This window comes from Sphingomonas sp. NCPPB 2930, assembly GCF_042867205.1.
In the GTDB taxonomy this organism is placed as follows: domain Bacteria; phylum Pseudomonadota; class Alphaproteobacteria; order Sphingomonadales; family Sphingomonadaceae; genus Sphingomonas.
On the sequence record NZ_JBHZQU010000011.1, the window covers coordinates 12,584 to 30,223 of the forward strand.

Sequence of the window (17,640 nt, forward strand, 5' to 3'; positions counted from 1 at the left end):
CGGCGTTCCGGCGAACCGGGCGCCCCGTCGCCCGCATCCGCAGATATAGGGGAGGAGCGAAGCCCTATCGACACCCGGAAAAGATGCGTTAGTCACCGGTCAGGAGATTGATATGAAACGCATAATCCTCCGGATGAAGCGATTGCGGCAGGCCGATCACCAAATCTCGTCGCAGGTTCGCGCCGTGTTGGTGGACTCGCTCTATGCGTCTCCCCGCTCCTTGGTCATCGGGGCGCTGACCAGCAGCGCGATCGCGGCGGTGGTCGCCTGGTATAGCGACGACCATTGGCTGATCGCCTGTGCGATCGGCATCGGCCTGGTCGGGCTGGGCCGTATCATCGACACGCTGTCGACGCGCGGATCGATCACGGTGCGCGAGCAGGAACGCGGCTATCGCCTGGGGGCCCTCAGCTATTCCGCGCTGCTGGGTCTGTTCGGGCTGCTGACGCTGACCCGGACAGAGGACGGCGTCCTCCATCTCCTGTCCGTCACGACCGCGATCGGCTATGCGGCGGGGATTGCGGGGCGCAATGCCGGGCGGCCGCTGATCGCGCTATCGCAACTCTGCTGCGCCTCGCTGCCGCTGGCGCTGGGGCTGCTGATCCCGCTGCATCCGCTCAAGGCGCTGATGGCGGCGGTCATCCTGCTCTTCGTCATCGCGATGCTGGACATCACCCAGCAGACCTATGCCGTGATCCTGCGCGCCACCGTCGCCTCCGAGGAAAAGGCCGCGCTGGCCGAGCATCATGCGCGCATGGCGCGGCGCGACGACCTGACCGGCGTGGCCAACCGCACCGCCTTTCGCGAGCATTTCGAGGAGCGGCTCGGCGGGCTGTCCGCATCGGGCGGCAAGCTGGCGCTGCTCTGGCTCGACCTCGACCGGTTCAAGGAGGTGAATGATTCCTTCGGCCATCTGGCGGGCAACGAGTTGCTGGTCGCCGTCGCGCGGCGGCTGGACGCGCGGTTCGGCGACAGCGGCATCGTCGCGCGGCTGGGCGGCGACGAATTCGCGGTGCTGTGCCATATCGCCCAGACCGAGACGGCCGAGAGCATCGGCATGACGATCCTCGATCTGGTGCGACAGCCGGTGCCGTTCGGCGGCCACAGGCTGCGCAGCTCCGCCTCGATCGGCGCGGCCGTCGCGCCCGACGATGGCTGCGACGCCGACACCCTGTTGAAGAATGCCGATCTGGCGCTGTACCGCGCCAAGGAAAGCGGGCGCGGGCGCTTCCACCTCTATGAGCCGCTGATGGACGAGAAGATCGAACGCCGTCGCCAGCTCGACGCGGCGATGGAGGGCGCGCTGGAGCGGGGCGAGTTCCACCTGCTCTTCCAGCCGATCTACGGGCTGGCGCAGGGCGGCATCACCTCCTGCGAGGCGCTGTTGCGGTGGGACAGCCCGGAATTCGGCCCGATCTCGCCGGGCGAGTTCATCCCGATCGCCGAGGAGAACGGCCTGATCGTCGCGATCGGCGACCGGGTCCTGCACCAGGCCTGTCGCACCGCCAGCGCATGGCCCCCCGAGGTCACGGTCGCGGTCAACCTGTCGCCCGTCCAGCTGCGCACGCCCGACCTGACCGCCACGGTCGTGAGCGCGCTCCGCACCAGCGGCCTGCCCCCGAAGCGATTGACGCTGGAGGTGACCGAGACGGTCCTGCTCGACGATGTCGAACGCTCGCTGGCGGCGCTGACCGAACTCAACCGGATCGACGTGTGCACCACGCTGGACGATTTCGGGACGGGCTATTCCTCGCTCAGTTACCTCACCCAGTTTCCGTTCCAGACGCTGAAGATCGACCGGTCCTTCGTCGTCGACCTGGAACATAATCCCGCCTCGATCGCGATCATCCAGACGATCGTCGACCTCGCCGCCAAGCTGGGGATGCGGACCGTGGTCGAGGGGGTGGAGACGCCCGCCCAGCTCGACCAGTTGCGCCGGACGCGGTGCAATGCGGTGCAGGGGTTCCTGCTCGCCCGGCCGATGACCGCCGAGCAGATGGCCGGGCTGTTCGCCGACCGCGCGGTCGGAGCGCATGACCCCGGGCAGGAGCATCCCCTGCCCGAGGCCAGTTGATCAGCGCGCCGCCTTGTCCCGCAGGCGGGTCTGCGCGGCGACCAGCCGCTCCATCCGTTTCAGATCGCCCTCGGTCAGCCGGAGCGCCGCATCCGCCCACAGGTCGACGACCGCCTCCAGCTCCTCGAGCGGCAACGGATTGACCGCGCGCGACGCCTCATAGATGGCGCAATGCGCGCTGTGCCGCCTCTGGTTCTGGCGGATATAGTCGGCGACCATCCGCCGCCCCTCGCCCGGCGCGGCGAGGCCATGGACCAGCCCCATCTCGTACAGTTCCTCGGCGCTATAGGTCCGGCCGCTGAGGATCATCTGCTCCGCCCGCGCCGCGCCCAGCCGCCGCGACAGGAAGCAATGCGCCCCCATGCCGGGGAACAAGCCGAACATGGTCTCGGGCAATCCGAAACTCGCACCGCGCTCGGCGATGACGACGTGGAAGGACAGGAGCGCCTCGAACCCGCCGCCCAGCGCATCGCCCTCGGCCAGCGCGATGGTGACGATCGGGCGGTCCAGCCCGCGCATGTTGCGGTAGAGGATCTGCACGCAGCGATGGCCGTAGCGGACCAGCGCGGCATGGTCGCGGGTGCGGATGGCGTGCGCGAACAGGTGCAAGTCGCCGCCCAACGAGAAGACGCCGGGGAAGCGCGAACCGAGCACCAGATAGCGGATCGGCATCGCCCCCGTATCGACGAGTTGGGTGATGTCGTCCTGCCACCGGACGAAATCCTGCAACAGCTCGGGGTTGAAGCTGGGCCGGGTCCGCGCCCGCATATCGGTCCACAGGGTCTGTGTGTCCGGGTCATAGTCGGTGTCGAGTTGCTCGAAGCGAAGCATGGCGCTGGCCGTCGGCACCGCGGCCGTGGCGGTTGGCCGATCGCGACGGTCGGCGGCCAGTTTGATGTCGTAAGCGGTCATGGATCATACTCTCTGTCGTGCAGCCCATTGCTGCACGACGGAGATAAGCCCGGCGGGCCAGCCTCTACCCTTGGCAAAATGCCGCGGTGGCAAAGACTTAACACAGCATATTCTCGCACCGCCCGGATAGCGGCGGGCCGCCCCAGGGGCCGATGCCATGTTGATCCCGCCCATGGCTTGTGTCAGGCAAAGCCATGCAACCCCATATCCGCGCGATCGTCGCTGCCTCGGTCCATGCCTTCGTCACCGGCCGCAAGGTGGCCGGGCTCTACGACCAGTCCACGGCCCGGCATCTTCGGATCGCGGCGGAGGCGCGGGGGCCGCATCTCCAGGGCTATGACGGAGAGCGCAACGCGAAGTTCGGCGGCACCCTGCCCGAACTGCGCGACACCGGCGCCGACGCCGCGATCCATATGGAGATCGAAGACGACACGGCGCGGGGCTATGACAGGAGCAGCGCCAGCCACTTCACCGCCAAGGTGGCCGACCAGATGGTGCAGCTATACGATCACGCCGACGGGGCGTGGTTCACCTTCGAGATGCAGAGCGCCCCGCCCAGCCCGTGACGGGCGCGCCCCGCCCCCGGATCAATTGCCGTCGGAGTCGACCACGACCACCACCGGCCGCCCGCGCGACGTCGGTTCCCAGCCCGCGGACAGGGCCGCGCGGACGCAGCGCGTGATCGTCGCATCGTCGAGTTGAAGGCGGCCGCGCGGCAACCCCTTCAACAGCCGCTTCGGCGGCGGGAATTCGACCAGGGCTTCGCGCTTGGCATCGTGCTGGAGAAGCCCGATCGTCATGCCCTTCCACCCCTCGTCATCCGACTGATGGGGTTCGCTGTGCAGGTGCCAGTCATATCGGGCGCCATCGACTTCGACCGTACCGGCATTGTTTCGGGATTTCGACATGGTGCGCGCCCTAGCATGCCGACCCGGCCTTCGCCCAGACCGCCGCCCCGCCGGTCGGGGGCACGGGTTCGATCAGGCGGCGATGGATCACCCGCATCGCCTCCACATCCCGCCCGCAATAGAGCCGCAAGGCCCGGTCGAGCGCCATGCGGCGACCCGGCGAGCAGTCGGGCGCACTGGCCTCCAGATAGGCTTCGACCGCATCGCCGCCCTGCTTCACCGCCAGCCCGGCATAGTCGAGATGCGGCGCGATCGTCGGCAGCACCGCCTTGATCGACCAGCTGCCGCGCTGGTCGCGGTGATACCAGTGATCGCGCGCGACGGGCAGCAGGTCGACGATCCGGTCCGCCAGGCTGGTCAGCGGTGCCGCCAGATCGGGGAAGCCCAGCACGAGCCGTTCGATCACCCCGCGCTCGAAGCTGGCATGCCAGGCGATCACCGCGCCGGTGGCGGGTAGCGCGGCCAGCGCCTCGGCACAGGCACGACGCGGATCGCGGCCGTCGAGCGACAGGAATTCGCGGCGGGCGATGCGGCCATCGGCCTCCTCGATATCGGCGACGAACTGGAACGGCACCTGTTCATAGGGACGGCTGCCCGGCCAGACCGGCAGCGCGCGCGACACGGTTTCGAAATCGAGCCAGATGCGGGGATAGGCCCAGTCGCGGGTCGCCGCCGCCGCGCCCGCCGGATCATGCTCGACGGCGCCCGTCATCGTCGCCCGCTGGATCCGGCGGTCGGTATCGGACCGGAGTTCGTCCACGGGCACGCGGGTCAGATCCTCGACGCCGCGTGCCGCGAACCGCTTTCCCGCGCCACGCGGCAGGATCGACACCGGCCATTCGGGACCCGGCGGCAAACCGGCACCGCAAGCGGCGATGGCGGCGGCGTTGCCGCAGGAGCTTGCCGCCTTCCAGCGCACCGAATTCGAACAGCGCAACGCACAGCACGCCCCTGCCCCCGCCGGCGTCGTCGACGCCTATCTCGATACGTCCGATGCCGAGACGCTTGAAATCGCAGAAGAGGAAGGACTGAGTTTGAGCGAGCTTACATTCCGCAACGGGTTGAGCCCGGCGGGGAGCCAATTCATCAATACCTTGATCGATGCCTCCCCGGCCGGTCTGGAACTCTATTTCACCGAAATTCCGGATCTGCGCATGCGCATCAAGGGGCAACGGACCATCGCGGTCCGCCTGACGACAGCAGGTGAGCGTCTGCGCTGCTATACCCGCGTCGATCCCGAAAAATGCCGGAAGCTGGGCTTCGAAGACGTCGTGGTCCTCGCGAACGACCCCATGTCGACCAGCTTCTATATCGATCCCGCAAAGATCGATCCCGGCATCCTCCTCGTCCTAGTTGGAGCCAGCCTGAAGTGACCTGGGACCCGCCCGGTAATTTCGTCAGCAGCGATCCCGGGCGGGCAGTACGCGGTATCTGGCGCCAGCCCGATGGCAGCGTCATCGTCTGGGAGCAGGAGATCGAACCGCGCCGATGGCGGAACCGGCTGACGCGGCCGCTCGGCATCCTGCTGATCCTCGCGGCGATCGCATGGCCGCTGGTCCTGCTGGCGAATGGATGGCCGCGCCTGGGCCTCGGCTTTGCGGTCGCCGACCTCTGCCTCGTCTCGACGGGGCGCGATCTGATGCGCTGGGGCGCGAAGCGATGGCGCGGGGAAGGCGACTGATCCGGTCGCCCTCCCGTCCCCATGGCCGGACAGGCCAATTGGCCAAGCCAGCGATGGCAGTACCAATTTAGACTCGATGGACCGTCCGGTTCGCTCCGACACCCCGCGCGCTTTTCGGGACGGGCGACGAACGACGGCGATGCGGTCCGCCCAGGGATCATGACGAAAAATTCATGACCCCATCCCTCTGTAATATAGACACAATCCCCGATGGGCCATGCCCCATGCCGATTTTGGGGCGAAACCGGTTGTCACCATGTTGACAGGCATGACCATTCCATGTCACCGATAAGACCATAAGATTACAAGAACGTGATGCAGGAAGACATTTTCGGTCCAATGCCGCGATTCGCCGTACACGGCCCATAGGCCGGACGACGGACGCGACGATGGACACCGGACAGGCTTCGCGTCCCAGCGCAGCAGATGAGACCGTCGATCCCGGTTCGTGAACGCTTCTCGCGTTCCGGTCGATGACGCCTCCTGCCTCCCGCCGATTGCCGATGCCCTTTCCGGCACAGTCTCGGGGAAGCCCGGCACGACGAGCGCGCGTCGGGATCAGAGGAGGGAAAATGCATGATTACGTCACCGCGTAACGGCGTGTCGCGTCCGGGCCGCAAACGCCTGCTTCAGACGACGGCGTTCACCGCCGCCGGGCTGGCCTCGGCGATGATCGCCGCGCCCGCCCTGGCGCAGACGAGCGGCCCCGCCGCCGGGGCAGGCCAGACCGCCGCCCAGGCCGATACCGCCGGGGATGGCGGGCAGGACGAGATCACCGTCACCGGCTATCGTCAGAGCATCGCCTCCGCGCTGGCCGCCAAGCGCAACGACATCCGCATCACCGACGGCATCTCGTCGGAGGATATCGGCAAGTTCCCCGCCCAGAACATCACCGAGGCGATCCAGCGTATCGCGGGCGTCCAGATGTCCAACATCAACGGACGCGGCTCGACGATCAGCATCCGTGGCCTGGGTCCGCAATATGCGCGCACCACGATCAACGGCCAGACCTTCGCCAGCGCCGACTTCAAGGACGGCTTCCGCTACGACATCATCCAGACCGACCTGGCCAGCGCGATCCAGGTCATCAAGTCGCCGACCGCCGACATGGATACGGGCGGCCTGGCGGGCACGGTCAACATCGATACGGTCAAGCCGCTCGCCTATAAGGGCCCCAGCTTCATCGCAGGCGTGAAGGGCTATTATTCCGACTATCGCGGCGACGTCACGCCCAAGGTCAACGCCGCCTATATCAAGCGGTTCGCCAATGACACGATCGGCGTCATGCTGGACGTCGGCTATCAGAAGCTGAAGGATCGCGGCGACTATCTGTTCATCAAGAACTGGTATCAGCCCGGCGCCGTGGCGGGCGCGTCGGACGTGCAGGTGCCGGGCAATCTGCGCTATCGCCGGATCGAGCGCGACACCGAGCAGCTGATGGGCAGCGGCGCGATCCAGTGGAAGCCGCAGGACAATTTCGAGGTGCTGCTCCAGGGCGAATATTCGCGCGACCATACCCGTTACGACACGCGCCAGATGGTCTTCGGCCGCTGGGCCGCCTCGGCGGTGAAGGTCAACAGCTCGGCCAACGGCGTCGCGAACAACATCTCGATCGGCAGCTTCAACGTCGACAACAACGACCAGCCCGAACTGCGCAAGCTCCAGACCCAGGCCTATACCGGCACGGTCAGCTGGAGCCCGACCGACACCACCCATATCCGCGCGATCGGCCATTATACCCAAGGCGATGCCAAGCTGTACGAATGGGCGACGATCGACGAGGTGCGCTTCGCGAATGGCGGCACGCTCGACATCTCCGATCCGTTCAACGTCAAGTGGAACACCGCCAGCCTGACCGACGGCTCGATCTACAATATGGGCAACCGCACCTGGTACGCCTTTGTCGACGGCGCGACGCATATCCAGTCGGCGCGCGACCGCGCGGTGCAGACCGACCTGACCCAGGATCTCGACTGGCACGGGATCAAGGCGTTGGTGTTCGGTGCGAAATATCACCACGAGAGTTTCGATACCAAGGCCTATCGCCACGACCGCGACGCCGATGTCAGCGATCCGGTGACCTATCCCGAATATGCCTGGATCCCCGACCTGTCGAAGACGGGCGTGCTGGTGAACGACTTTCTGGGCGGGTCGATGGCGATCCCGCACAGCTTCCTGTCGGTCAATGCGCCGCTGTGGCAGCAGATCCTGCGCGACAAGGGCATCAGCGTGCCCGACACGCCCGACTGGCCCAACACCTATAAGGTCGACCGCTATATCCCGGCAGTCTATGCCATGGCCAATATCGACGGCACGCTGTTCGATCTGCCGGTGCGCGGCAATGTCGGCGTGCGGTACGAACATACCCATCAGAACGTCACCAGCAGCCTGACCAACGGCACCGGCAGCGACGCGACCCTGCTCGGCCAGCAGCATGTCGTGCAGGATTATGGCAATGTCCTGCCCAGCGCCAGCTTCGCGCTGGACGTGACGCCGCATCTGGTCGCGCGCATCGCAGCGGCCAAGGTACTGGTCCGCCCGCTGCTCAACAGCCAGACGCAGATGGCCGACACCATCACCCGCGTGACCACCAGCCTGCGCCCCAGCGTATCGGTGGCGCAGGGCGAGAGCCGCCTGAAACCGCTGACCGCCAACCAGCTGGACCTCAGCCTGGAATATTATCACGGCAAGGGCAATTCGATCACCCTGGCCGGTTTCTACAAGGCGGTGAAGAACGGCACCTTCACCCAATTCTATTGCCCGTCCTCCTATGACGGCGTGGCGCTGAACGGCGTGGTCAGCGATTGCCAGTCGGCCGACCTCAAGACCGACTATAGCTTCAGCCGGGTGCTGAACGACGACCGGGTCATCCATATCAAGGGCCTGGAACTGGGCGCGTCGCAGAATTTCGATGCGATCCTTCCCGTGAAGGGCTTCGGCGCGGTCGGCAACGTCACCGTGGTCGACACCGATGCCAGCGCGATCGGCACCGGATTCAACCTGCGCGACCTGTCGAAGCTGACCTGGAACCTGACGCCCTATTGGGAAGACGAGATGTTCAGCGTGCGGTTGTCGGTCAACCACCGCAGCTCCTATGTGCAGGATGCGGCGTCGAGCTTCTTCGTCAATAGCGGCCTGACCCATGTCGTGCGCCCACGTACCCAGATGGACCTGGCGCTGGGCTTCAATCCGACCAGCTATCTCAGCTTCACGGGCGGCATCATCAATCTGAACAACACCCATGAAGACGCCTATCAGACGAATGCGAACACCTTCCAGCTCGCCAGCCGGACGGGGCGCACCTTCTATCTGTCGGCGTCGACGAGGTTCTGATCTCCCCCCTGAAGGGCGGACGGCCGCACGGGTCGATCCGCCCTTCCCTTTCCGCCCTTTGCCGGGAACAAGACCTTCGTGATGACTTTCCCCAAGACGCTCGGCCTGATCGGCACCCTGTTGCTCACCGCCTCGATGGCCCATGCGCAGGGCGATGGCGGGCAGGCCGCGCGCGACGCGCTCCGGCGGCTCGGCGTGCCCGAGCGTCAGCTTTCCGTGGCGATCCAGCCTTCGCCCGATTCCCGCTACCGCGTCCGGATCGATCACGACCGGCTGCGGGTCGAGGCATCCTCGCCGGTCGCGGCGGTGCGCGGCGCGGCGGCGGCCCTGACCGCGCAAGGACGGCTGTCAGTCAGCTGGGAGGGCAATCGCGTCGGGCCGATGACCCGCCTGACGCCCGGTGACAGCGGCTGGGTCGCCTCGCCCTTTGGCTTTCGCGCCTATCTGAACACCTGCACCTATGGCTACACCACCCCCTGGTGGGGCTGGCCGCGATGGGAGCGCGAGATCGACGCGATGGCGGTCCAGGGCGTCGACATGCCGCTCGCCATGGAGGGGCAGGATTATGTCTGGCGCCAGCTCTGGCGCGAACAGGGGCTGAGCGAGGCGCAACTGGCGCAGCATTTCTCCGGCCCGGCCTTCCTGCCCTGGCAGCGCATGGGCAATATCGAGGGCTATCGCGCGCCGCTGCCGACCGGGTGGATCGACAAGAAGCGCGATCTGCAAAAGCGCATCCTGGCGCGGATGCGCGAACTGGGCATGACGCCGATCCTGCCCGCCTTTGCCGGTTACGTGCCCAAGGCCTTTGCCGAAGCGCATCCCAAGGCGCGCATCTACAAGATGCGGTCCTGGGAGGGGTTCGAGGGCACCTATTGGCTCGACCCGTCCGACCCGCTGTTCGCGCCGCTCGCCAAGCGGTTCCTGGACCTCTACACCGCCGAATATGGGCCGGGGCAATATTACCTGGCCGACGCCTTCAACGAGATGGTGCCGCCGATCGCCGAGGACGGCAGCGACACCGCCCATGCCTCTTATGGCGATGCGACCGCCAACACGCCCGCGCTCGATGCCGCGACCCGGGCGGCGGCGCTGCCCCGCGAGGTCCGCGACGCGCGGCTGGCCGCCTATGGCCAGCGGCTCTACGCCGCGATCGCGGCGGCGCGGCCCGATGCGACCTGGGTGATGCAGGGCTGGCTGTTCGGCGCGGACAAGAAATTCTGGACGCCCGATGCCATCGCCGCCTTCCTCCGCGACGTGCCGGACCGGAAGATGCTGATCCTCGACATCGGCAACGACCGCTATCCCGGCATCTGGAAGACGACGAACGGGTTCGACGGCAAGAGCTGGGTCTATGGCTATGTCCATAATTATGGCGGCAGCAACCCGGTCTATGGCGCGCCCGATTTCTACCGCCGCGACGTGGCCGCGCTGTTCGCCGACGGCGCGCGCGGGAATGTCCGCGGGTTCGGCCTGTTCCCGGAGGGGCTGCACAGCAACAGCCTGGTCTACGACTATGCCTATGACGTGGCCTGGCCCGGCGGCGACATGGCGATGGCGCCGTGGCTGAGCCGCTATACCGCCGCGCGTTACGGCCGGAGCGACCCGGCGATGGTCGCGGCGTGGCAGGATGTAATCGCGGGCGCCTATGACGTGCGCTACTGGACCCCGCGCTGGTGGAACGAGCGCGCGGGCGCCTATCTGTTCTTCAAGCGCCCGGCGGCCGATGCGCCGACCTATCCCGCCGAGCCCGGCGACCGCGCGAAGCTGCGCGCCGGGATCGCGGCGATGCTCGAGCTCGCCCCCGCTTATGGCGCGAGCCCGCTCTATCGCTACGATCTGGTCGATCTGACCCGTCATGCCGCCAGCCTGTCGCTGGACGACACGGTCAAGGCCGCCGTCGCCGCCTATCAGCGGGGCGATGTCGCCGCCGGAGACCGGGAAACGGCGCGGATGAAGGCGCTGGCGCTCGCCATCGATCACCTGATCGGCGGGCAACAGGAAAGCCTGGCCAGCTGGATCGCCGATGCGCGCGGCTATGGCGACACGCCCGCCGAGAAGACCGCCTATGCGCAGAATGCCAAGGCGCAGGTGACGATCTGGGGAGGGCGCGGGCATCTGGGCGACTATGCGTCCAAGGCCTGGGCGGGCATGTATGCCGATTATTACCTGCCGCGCTGGACCGCCTACCTGACCGAAGCACGCGCCGCGGCGCTCGCCAAGCGGCCGGTCGACGATGCGGCCTTCACCGCGAAGCTGCTCGACTGGGAAAGGGCCTGGGTCGCCGATCCCCGCCCCTATAAGGCCAGCGCCCCCGCCGACCCGGTGGCCGAGGCCCGCGCGCTGATGACGGAGACGGCCCGATGACGACGATGCCCAAGCCCGAGCGCTTCGCCTCGCTCGACATGTTCCGGGGCGCGACCATCTTCCTGATGATCGTGGTCAACACGGCGGGCGCGGGCGGGGCCTTCACCCAGTTGCAGCATGCGCCGTGGTTCGGCTTCACGCTGGCCGACCTGATCTATCCCAGCTTCCTGTTCGCGGTCGGCAATGCGATGAGCTTCGCGCTGACCCGGCCGATGCCCGAGCCCGTCTTCCTGCGCCGCATATTCAAGCGGGCCGCGCTGATCTTCCTGCTCGGCGTGCTGATGTACTGGTTCCCCTTCGTCACGCACCAGGCGGACGGCGACTGGGTCGCCAAGCCCTTCGCCGACACGCGGCTGACCGGCGTGCTGCAACGCATCGCGCTCTGCTATCTGCTGGGGGCGCTCCTCGCCCGCTATCTGCGGCCCAGCCATCTGGTGGTGGTCGCGGTCGGGCTGGTCGTCGCGCACTGGGCGATTCTGACGGGCCTGAGCCCGGCGGGCGAGGCGTTCGGGCGGTACAAGAATGCGGGCACGTTGTTCGACCTGTGGCTGATCGGGCCGGAGCATCTGTACGAGAAGGACCATGGCTTCGATCCCGAGGGGCTGCTCGGCACGCTGCCCGCGACCGCCAATGTGATCGCGGGCTATCTGACCGGCCTGGCCATCCAGCGCTGGGGCAAGCATGCCGCCACGGTCGCACGGCTGGCGGCGATCGGGGCGGGGCTGGTCGTCGTCGCGCTATTGCTGTCGCCCATCCTGCCGATCGGCAAGAAGCTATGGACCGGATCGTTCGTCGCGCTGACCGTCGGGCTCGACCTGATCCTGCTGGGCGTGGTTCTCTGGCTGGTCGAGGTTCGGGGGGTGACGCTCGGGCGGTCCTTCCTCCAGATGCTGGGGCGCAATCCGCTGGCCATCTATCTGTTTTCCGAACTGCTGGTCGTCGTGCTGGAGCTGGTCCATGTCGACGGCGTCGGGCTCTATACCTGGATCGGGCTGAACGGGTTCCAGCCGATCGCGCCGGGGCCGGTCGGCTCGCTGCTCTGCGCGCTGGCCTATACGCTGGTCTGCTGCGCGTTCGGGTGGGTGCTGGATCGCAAGGGGATCATTCTGAAGGTCTGACCCATACGCTTCGACTTCGCTCAGCGCGAACGGAGGTCGGGACCAATATCGCCCACCCGTTCAGCCTGAGCGAAGTCGAAGGCCAAGGGAATCACCGCTCCCGCACCGACACCGTCCGCCCCAGGCCGGACGCCTTGCCCGGCTCCGCCTCGACGACCAGCACCACCTGCCGCTCCCCCGCCCCGGCCGGGAACGGCACCACCAGCGGCGCGCCCGCAAAGTCCGTCTTCCCGGCCCGCTTCACCCCGTCGACCCACGCTTCCGCGCGCCCGACCACCTCGGCGAAGACCACCGCCCCGCCCTGTTCCGCCACCCGGCGGCGCGGCTTGATGCTCGTGCGATAGGTCGACCAGACCCCCTCGCCCGGTCCCTCCAGCCGTCCGGGACGCGCATAGACCAGGCTGTTCATGTCGTTGCCCGCATAGCGGCGCAGCGGATCGGGCCGGGTCGCAGTGAAATCGCTCCGCTTCCAGTCGGTCAGCATCGCGACCGGCCGCGTCGCGGGCAGCGCGGGCAGAGGCTGGGCCGCGATCACCCGTACCGATGCCCGCGCCGGCTTCAGGCCCGGTGCGCTCGCCTCCAGGGTCAGCGTGCCCGCCCCCGCCTCGGCTCGGACCAGTGCCTGTGCGAGGCCATGGAACAAGCGGCGCGCGGGCAGAACCTCGGAGTCATGGTCGTTGGGGTCGCCATTGCCGACCCCGATCACCGCGCCCTTCGTCACACGCAAGGCGACCTGCGCCGCCGCATCCGGCACGATCCGTCCCTGCGCATCGACCGCCATCACGGTGAAGGGCTGAACGTCGCTACCCGTCCCCAGCATCCCGCCGCGATCGGCGACCAGCCGCAGCGCGACCGGCGCCCCCGCCGTCTCGACAAAGGTCCGCGACACCGCCCGCCCGGCGCGATAGCCGATCGCCTCCAGCAGTCCGGGCCGATAGGGCACCTGCCATTCGGGCATCGCCAGCCGGTCGACCGTCTTCGTCCCCAGGCTCCGGCCGTTCAGGCGCAGTTCCACCGTCTCGGCATTGGTCAGCGCGATCACCCGGATCGCCTCCCCCTCGCGCCCCGGCCAGGTCCAGTGCGGCGCGATGGCGAGGGCCGGGGCATCGTCCACCCATTGCGCCCGGCGCAGGTGAAAGGCCATCTTGGCGAAACCGCACAGGTCCATGATGCCGAACACGCTGCTGGTCGTCGGCCATTCGAACGGCGTCGGCTCGCCATGATAGTCGAAGCCGGTCCACACGAACGTCCCCACGACGAACGGCCGCGTGTCGATCATCCGCCAGCTTTCATGATGAGTCAGGCCCCATTCGGCGGCGTCGGTGTCATAGGAACTGACCTCATGCCGCGCCATGTCGGTCTTCCACACGCCCCGCGTCATGAAGGCGCTGGTATCCTCCGAGCTGGTCATCGGCTTGGTCGGATGCGCGGCGTGGAATTTGTCGTAGCGCCGATGCTGGTAGTTGAAGCCCATGACGTCGACCGCGTCGGAGACGTTGAGCGGGGAGAACATCCCGTCGTTCATCGCCGCCGTGACGGGGCGCGAGCTGTCGAGTTCCTTCACCGCCTCGGCCATGCGGCGGACCATCTCGTAACCCTGTTCGGTGCCCTGCATCGGCTCTTCGTTGAAGACGGACCACAGGAAGACGCTCGGCCGGTTGCGGTCGCGGCGCACCAGCCATTGCAACTGGCGCAGATAGTCCGGGCTGGGGTTGAAGTTGCGGTTCTCGCCCATGACCAGCATCCCCAGCCGGTCGCACGCATCGAGCAATTCGGGTGCGGGCGCATGGTGCGAACAGCGCAGCGCGTTGCACCCCATCGCCTTCAGCCGCCGGATACGCCATTCCCACATCGCATCGGGCATGGCGATGCCGACCCCGGCATGATCCTGGTGGACGCACACGCCCTTGATCTTGGTCGCCACGCCGTTGAGATAAAAGCCGGTGGCGGCCTCGAAGCGGATCTCGCGAAAGCCGATCCGGGTGGCGCGGGCATCGATGGCCTTGCCGTCGCGCAGCAGCCGTGTCTCCACCCGATAGAGCGTCGGATGGTCCACCGACCAACGCTGTGGATCGGCGACCGGGATCGTCATGCTCGCTTCGGCAGTCTTCAGGGGATCGACGCTTATGTCCGTCTCGGCACGGCCGATGGTGCGGCCTGCCGGATCGATCAGCACCGCCTCCGCCCGGACGGTTGCCGCCGTCTTCTGGATATTGGAGACGGTCAGCGCGACCGGCACCGTCCAGCCGCCATCCCCCTTGCGCGGATCGGCATGAAGCCCATCGGTGACGATGCTGACCCCGTCACGCACCGCCAGCCAGTTGTGGCGATAGAGCCCGGCGCCCTCATACCACCATCCCTCCATCGTCTCGGCATCGACGCGGACGGCCAGCGTGTTCAGCTCCTCGCCGAACCGGGCATAGGGGGTGATGTCGATCAGGATCGCGGTGTAGCCGCTGAAGCTGTGCGCGACCAGGACGCCGTTGAACCAGACCTTGGCGTTGGTCGCCGCCGCGCCGAGCTGTACCTCCAGATAGCGGCCGCGCCATTCGACGGGCAGTTTGAGCGTGCGGCGATACCAGCCGATGCCGCGCCGCCGATAGCCCTGCGCGACATTGGCGTTCGGGTCGACCACCTCCTCCATCGCCCAGTCATGCGGCAGTTCGACCGCGCGCCAGTCGCTATCGTCATAGCCGACCGCCGCCGCGCCCTGCGCGATCCCGGCCTTGGCGTTCTGATAGCTTTCCTCATGCCCCAGGATCGGCGGCACGACGATGTCGCCCTTGTGGAACAGCCAGCCGTCATCGAGGCGGAGGAGGCTCGGATCGGCGATGAAGGGCGGCTCGGGCATCGCGTCGAACGGCGCGGGCGCATCGCCGCTGTCGAGTTCGAGCGGACGGCCCGCCGCAAGGCCGGGGGCACCGAGCGCCGGGGCGGTGAGCCCCGTCGTCAGTCCGCTGGCCAGGAGAGTGCGGCGGGTCACGGTCATCGGGCGGTCTCCGGCGGGGAAGGTCTTGGGCGATAGGGTGGCGCGGGCCATGCCGGGCGCGGCATCATCCGGCGGCACGGCGTGCGTCCTGTCGGACGGGCGAATCAAAAAAGGCGGCGCCCCACAGGCACGCCGCCATTTCGTTGATGATCCAGAAAAGCCAGAGGGCGAAGGCGTCGCGCATGGTCGAGGCGCGGGTCGGTGAGGCCATGCCCCCTGTCGAGGCAAGGCCCGCACCCATGACGCCGATCCCAGCCCGCTTCATCCCCCGCACCCCATGGTCGAGGGATCAGTCTACCCCGGCGAGGCGAGCTGTAAAGACGATTTGTCTGACCAATTCAGCACCGCCATGGTGCCGCTTCGGTTTCGGGGGTCAGGCCTGGGACGGCAGCAACGGCACCGCATCGGCCACGCTGCCCTCGGCGCGATAGTCGGGGGGAATGTCGAAGTCCTTGCGGGCCAGCCCGCGCGAGGCTTCCCTCCCCTTGGGCAGTCCCGACCGGTCGGAATAGTCCCGACCGCCGCCGGGTTCGCGCCGATGGGCGGCCTTCACGCCCTTCAACGCCGCGATGTCGAGCAGCGTGATCCCCGCGACCAGCGCGGTCGCGATCGCGGCGTTGCGCCATTTGGGGTTTTCGCGGTGCAGCCCGGTCGCCAGTGTGCCCAGATCGAGCGCGTCGCCCGCGATCCGCGCGGCCAGCCCGACCGGCTTGTCGATCGACAGCGTCGGGACGGCGCTCGCCAGTTCGCGGGCACCATAGGCACGGATCAGCCCTTCCTTGTCCTCAAGCCCCAGCGTGCGGGCCAGGCGGCCGGGGACGACCAGTTCGGCAATGCCCAGCCCGACCGAGAACCAGCCGAGCGCGCGCGCCAGACGGTCGGCACCCGACAGCGAACTCGGCCCTTTATGCTCGACGCGCGGGTCGCCCTCCGAACGGGCGATGCCGGTGATGTTGGTGAGTGGCATGACGCCCTCCTTCAGGGTTGGAGCATGACCTTGACGCACCCGTCCGCCTTGTCGCGGAAGGTGGCGTACATTTCGGGGCCCTTGGACAGATCGACCTTGTGGGTGATGACGAAGGACGGGTCGATCTGCCCGTCCTCGATCCGGCGGAGCAGGTCGCCCGTCCAGCGCGGGACATGCGCCTGCGCCATGCGGAAGGTCAGCCCCTTGTTCATCGCCTGACCCATCGGGATCTTGTCGACCAGCCCCAGATAGACGCCGATGATCGAGATGACGCCGCCGGGGCGGCAGACATAGATCATCTCGCGCAGCACATGCGGGCGGTCATTCTCCGCCATCAGCATCTGCTTGGCGCGGTCGAGCACGGTGTCGGGCTGGGCGAAATGGACATGGCTCTCGGTGCCGACCGCGTCGATGCACTTTTCGGGCCCCTTGCCGTCGGTGAGTTCGTTCAGCCGCTCGACGACGCTCTCCTGCTCGAAGTCGATCGTGATCGCGCCCGCCGCCGCCGCCATCGACAGGCGTTCGGGCAGCCGGTCGATCGCGACCACCTGTTCGGCACCCAGCAGGATCGCCGCGCGGATCGCCATCTGGCCGACCGGGCCACAGCCCCAGATGGCGACCGTGTCGCCGGGCTGGATGTCCGCCTGGACCGCCGCCTGCCAGCCGGTCGGCAGGATATCGGACAGGAACAGCAGCTTCTCGTCGTCGATGCCGTCCGGCACCTTGATGTGCGTGGTGTCTGCAAAGGGCACGCGCAGATATTCGGCCTGCCCGCCGGGATAGCCGCCGGTCAGGTGGGTATAGCCGAACAGACCCGCCGTCGCATGGCCGAACGCCTTGTCGCCCAGTTCCTTCTTGCGGTTGGTCCGCTCGCAGACCGAGAAGTTGCCGCGACGGCACTGGTCGCACTCGCCGCACTGGATGGTGAAGGGGATGACGACGCGGTCGCCCTTCTTCAACGTTCCCCCGGCGGCGCTGCCGACCTCGACGACTTCGCCCATCGTCTCGTGCCCCATGATGTCGCCGGGCAGCATCGCGGGCACCAGATTGTGAAAGAGATGCAGGTCCGACCCGCAGATCGCACAACTCGTAACCTTGATTATGGCGTCGCGCGGATGTTCGATCGCAGGGTCGGACACCGTGTCGTACCGGATGTCCTCCTTGCCGTGCCAGACCAGGGCCTTCATGCCGCTCTCCTCGATTGCGTGGGGCAGAGTTATGGACGGCAAGGCGCCAGGCCCATCCGGGCGATCCCTAGGGAACCTTACCCGGTCGCGGACGCTTGCCGGTAGGA

General features: G+C 67.4%; 13 protein-coding genes. 7 read left to right on the forward strand and 6 right to left on the reverse strand.

The window, feature by feature from the left end:
• Positions 1 to 112 precede the first annotated feature (112 nt).
• Positions 113 to 2,074 (forward strand): putative bifunctional diguanylate cyclase/phosphodiesterase, encoded by a 1,962-nt coding sequence (locus tag ACFX59_RS13025; RefSeq protein ID WP_387432706.1) that lies wholly within the window; start codon positions 113 to 115, stop codon positions 2,072 to 2,074.
• Here the strand turns inward: ACFX59_RS13025 and ACFX59_RS13030 are convergent, their stop codons facing one another.
• Positions 2,075 to 2,986 carry a crotonase/enoyl-CoA hydratase family protein gene (locus tag ACFX59_RS13030; protein WP_387432708.1) on the reverse strand — a complete coding sequence of 304 codons (912 nt, stop codon included), beginning with the start codon at positions 2,984 to 2,986 and terminating at the stop codon, positions 2,075 to 2,077. It abuts the gene before it with no gap.
• A 194-nt stretch (positions 2,987 to 3,180) separates the two neighbouring features.
• Between ACFX59_RS13030 and ACFX59_RS13035 the strand changes: the two genes are divergently transcribed.
• On the forward strand, positions 3,181 to 3,552 hold the full coding sequence (locus ACFX59_RS13035) for a hypothetical protein (protein ID WP_387432709.1): 372 nt from the start codon (positions 3,181 to 3,183) through the stop codon (positions 3,550 to 3,552).
• Positions 3,553 to 3,573: 21 nt separating this feature from the next.
• Here ACFX59_RS13035 and ACFX59_RS13040 read toward each other — a convergent pair whose 3' ends face one another.
• Positions 3,574 to 3,894 carry a hypothetical protein gene (locus ACFX59_RS13040; RefSeq protein ID WP_307100931.1) on the reverse strand — a complete coding sequence of 107 codons (321 nt, stop codon included), beginning with the start codon at positions 3,892 to 3,894 and terminating at the stop codon, positions 3,574 to 3,576.
• 10 nt (positions 3,895 to 3,904) lie between these two features.
• Complete coding sequence (locus ACFX59_RS13045; RefSeq protein ID WP_387432710.1) at positions 3,905 to 4,726, reverse strand: DUF2779 domain-containing protein; 822 nt, start codon at positions 4,724 to 4,726, stop codon at positions 3,905 to 3,907.
• Between the two features lie 43 nt (positions 4,727 to 4,769).
• Here ACFX59_RS13045 and ACFX59_RS13050 point away from each other — a divergent pair, with 43 nt between their 5' ends.
• The 5 genes from ACFX59_RS13050 to ACFX59_RS13070 all read left to right on the forward strand — a co-directional run bounded on the left by ACFX59_RS13050 (position 4,770) and on the right by ACFX59_RS13070 (position 12,390).
• Entirely contained in the window at positions 4,770 to 5,267 is a 498-nt protein-coding gene (locus ACFX59_RS13050; protein WP_387432711.1) for a hypothetical protein, read from the forward strand.
• Complete coding sequence (locus ACFX59_RS13055) at positions 5,264 to 5,575, forward strand: hypothetical protein (protein WP_387432712.1); 312 nt, start codon at positions 5,264 to 5,266, stop codon at positions 5,573 to 5,575. The genes ACFX59_RS13050 and ACFX59_RS13055 overlap by 4 nt, the downstream gene beginning before the upstream one ends.
• Before the next feature lie 576 nt (positions 5,576 to 6,151).
• The gene (locus ACFX59_RS13060; RefSeq protein ID WP_387432714.1) at positions 6,152 to 8,908 is read left to right on the forward strand and encodes a TonB-dependent receptor; all 2,757 of its coding nucleotides are present in this window, start codon (positions 6,152 to 6,154) and stop codon (positions 8,906 to 8,908) included.
• Between the two features lie 81 nt (positions 8,909 to 8,989).
• On the forward strand, positions 8,990 to 11,272 hold the full coding sequence (locus ACFX59_RS13065; protein WP_387432715.1) for an alpha-N-acetylglucosaminidase: 2,283 nt from the start codon (positions 8,990 to 8,992) through the stop codon (positions 11,270 to 11,272).
• Positions 11,269 to 12,390, forward strand: a complete 1,122-nt coding sequence (locus tag ACFX59_RS13070) for an acyltransferase family protein (RefSeq protein WP_387432716.1) — start codon at positions 11,269 to 11,271, stop codon at positions 12,388 to 12,390. The genes ACFX59_RS13065 and ACFX59_RS13070 overlap by 4 nt, the downstream gene beginning before the upstream one ends.
• A gap of 91 nt (positions 12,391 to 12,481) precedes the next feature.
• On the opposite strand, the gene galA is transcribed toward ACFX59_RS13070, so the two are convergent.
• The 3 genes from galA to ACFX59_RS13085 form a co-directional block, all read right to left on the reverse strand.
• Positions 12,482 to 15,457, reverse strand: coding sequence for a beta-galactosidase GalA (gene galA, locus ACFX59_RS13075; protein ID WP_387432717.1), 2,976 nt, complete (start codon positions 15,455 to 15,457; stop codon positions 12,482 to 12,484).
• A 295-nt stretch (positions 15,458 to 15,752) separates the two neighbouring features.
• Positions 15,753 to 16,346, reverse strand: coding sequence for a hypothetical protein (locus ACFX59_RS13080; protein ID WP_387432719.1), 594 nt, complete (start codon positions 16,344 to 16,346; stop codon positions 15,753 to 15,755).
• 11 nt (positions 16,347 to 16,357) lie between these two features.
• Complete coding sequence (locus ACFX59_RS13085; RefSeq protein ID WP_307100948.1) at positions 16,358 to 17,533, reverse strand: zinc-dependent alcohol dehydrogenase; 1,176 nt, start codon at positions 17,531 to 17,533, stop codon at positions 16,358 to 16,360.
• Positions 17,534 to 17,640: the final 107 nt, after the last annotated feature.

What these genes read in the sequence shown, in the direction of transcription:
- ACFX59_RS13025 (WP_387432706.1), top strand. Translation starts at nt 113, where the DNA reads ATGAAACGCATAATCCTCCGGATGAAGCGATTGCGGCAGGCCGATCAC.
- ACFX59_RS13030 (WP_387432708.1), bottom strand. Translation starts at nt 2,986, where the DNA reads ATGACCGCTTACGACATCAAACTGGCCGCCGACCGTCGCGATCGGCCA.
- ACFX59_RS13035 (WP_387432709.1), top strand. Translation starts at nt 3,181, where the DNA reads ATGCAACCCCATATCCGCGCGATCGTCGCTGCCTCGGTCCATGCCTTC.
- ACFX59_RS13040 (WP_307100931.1), bottom strand. Translation starts at nt 3,894, where the DNA reads ATGTCGAAATCCCGAAACAATGCCGGTACGGTCGAAGTCGATGGCGCC.
- ACFX59_RS13050 (WP_387432711.1), top strand. Translation starts at nt 4,770, where the DNA reads ATGGCGGCGGCGTTGCCGCAGGAGCTTGCCGCCTTCCAGCGCACCGAA.
- ACFX59_RS13060 (WP_387432714.1), top strand. Translation starts at nt 6,152, where the DNA reads ATGATTACGTCACCGCGTAACGGCGTGTCGCGTCCGGGCCGCAAACGC.
- ACFX59_RS13065 (WP_387432715.1), top strand. Translation starts at nt 8,990, where the DNA reads ATGACTTTCCCCAAGACGCTCGGCCTGATCGGCACCCTGTTGCTCACC.
- ACFX59_RS13070 (WP_387432716.1), top strand. Translation starts at nt 11,269, where the DNA reads ATGACGACGATGCCCAAGCCCGAGCGCTTCGCCTCGCTCGACATGTTC.
- ACFX59_RS13080 (WP_387432719.1), bottom strand. Translation starts at nt 16,346, where the DNA reads ATGCCACTCACCAACATCACCGGCATCGCCCGTTCGGAGGGCGACCCG.
- ACFX59_RS13085 (WP_307100948.1), bottom strand. Translation starts at nt 17,533, where the DNA reads ATGAAGGCCCTGGTCTGGCACGGCAAGGAGGACATCCGGTACGACACG.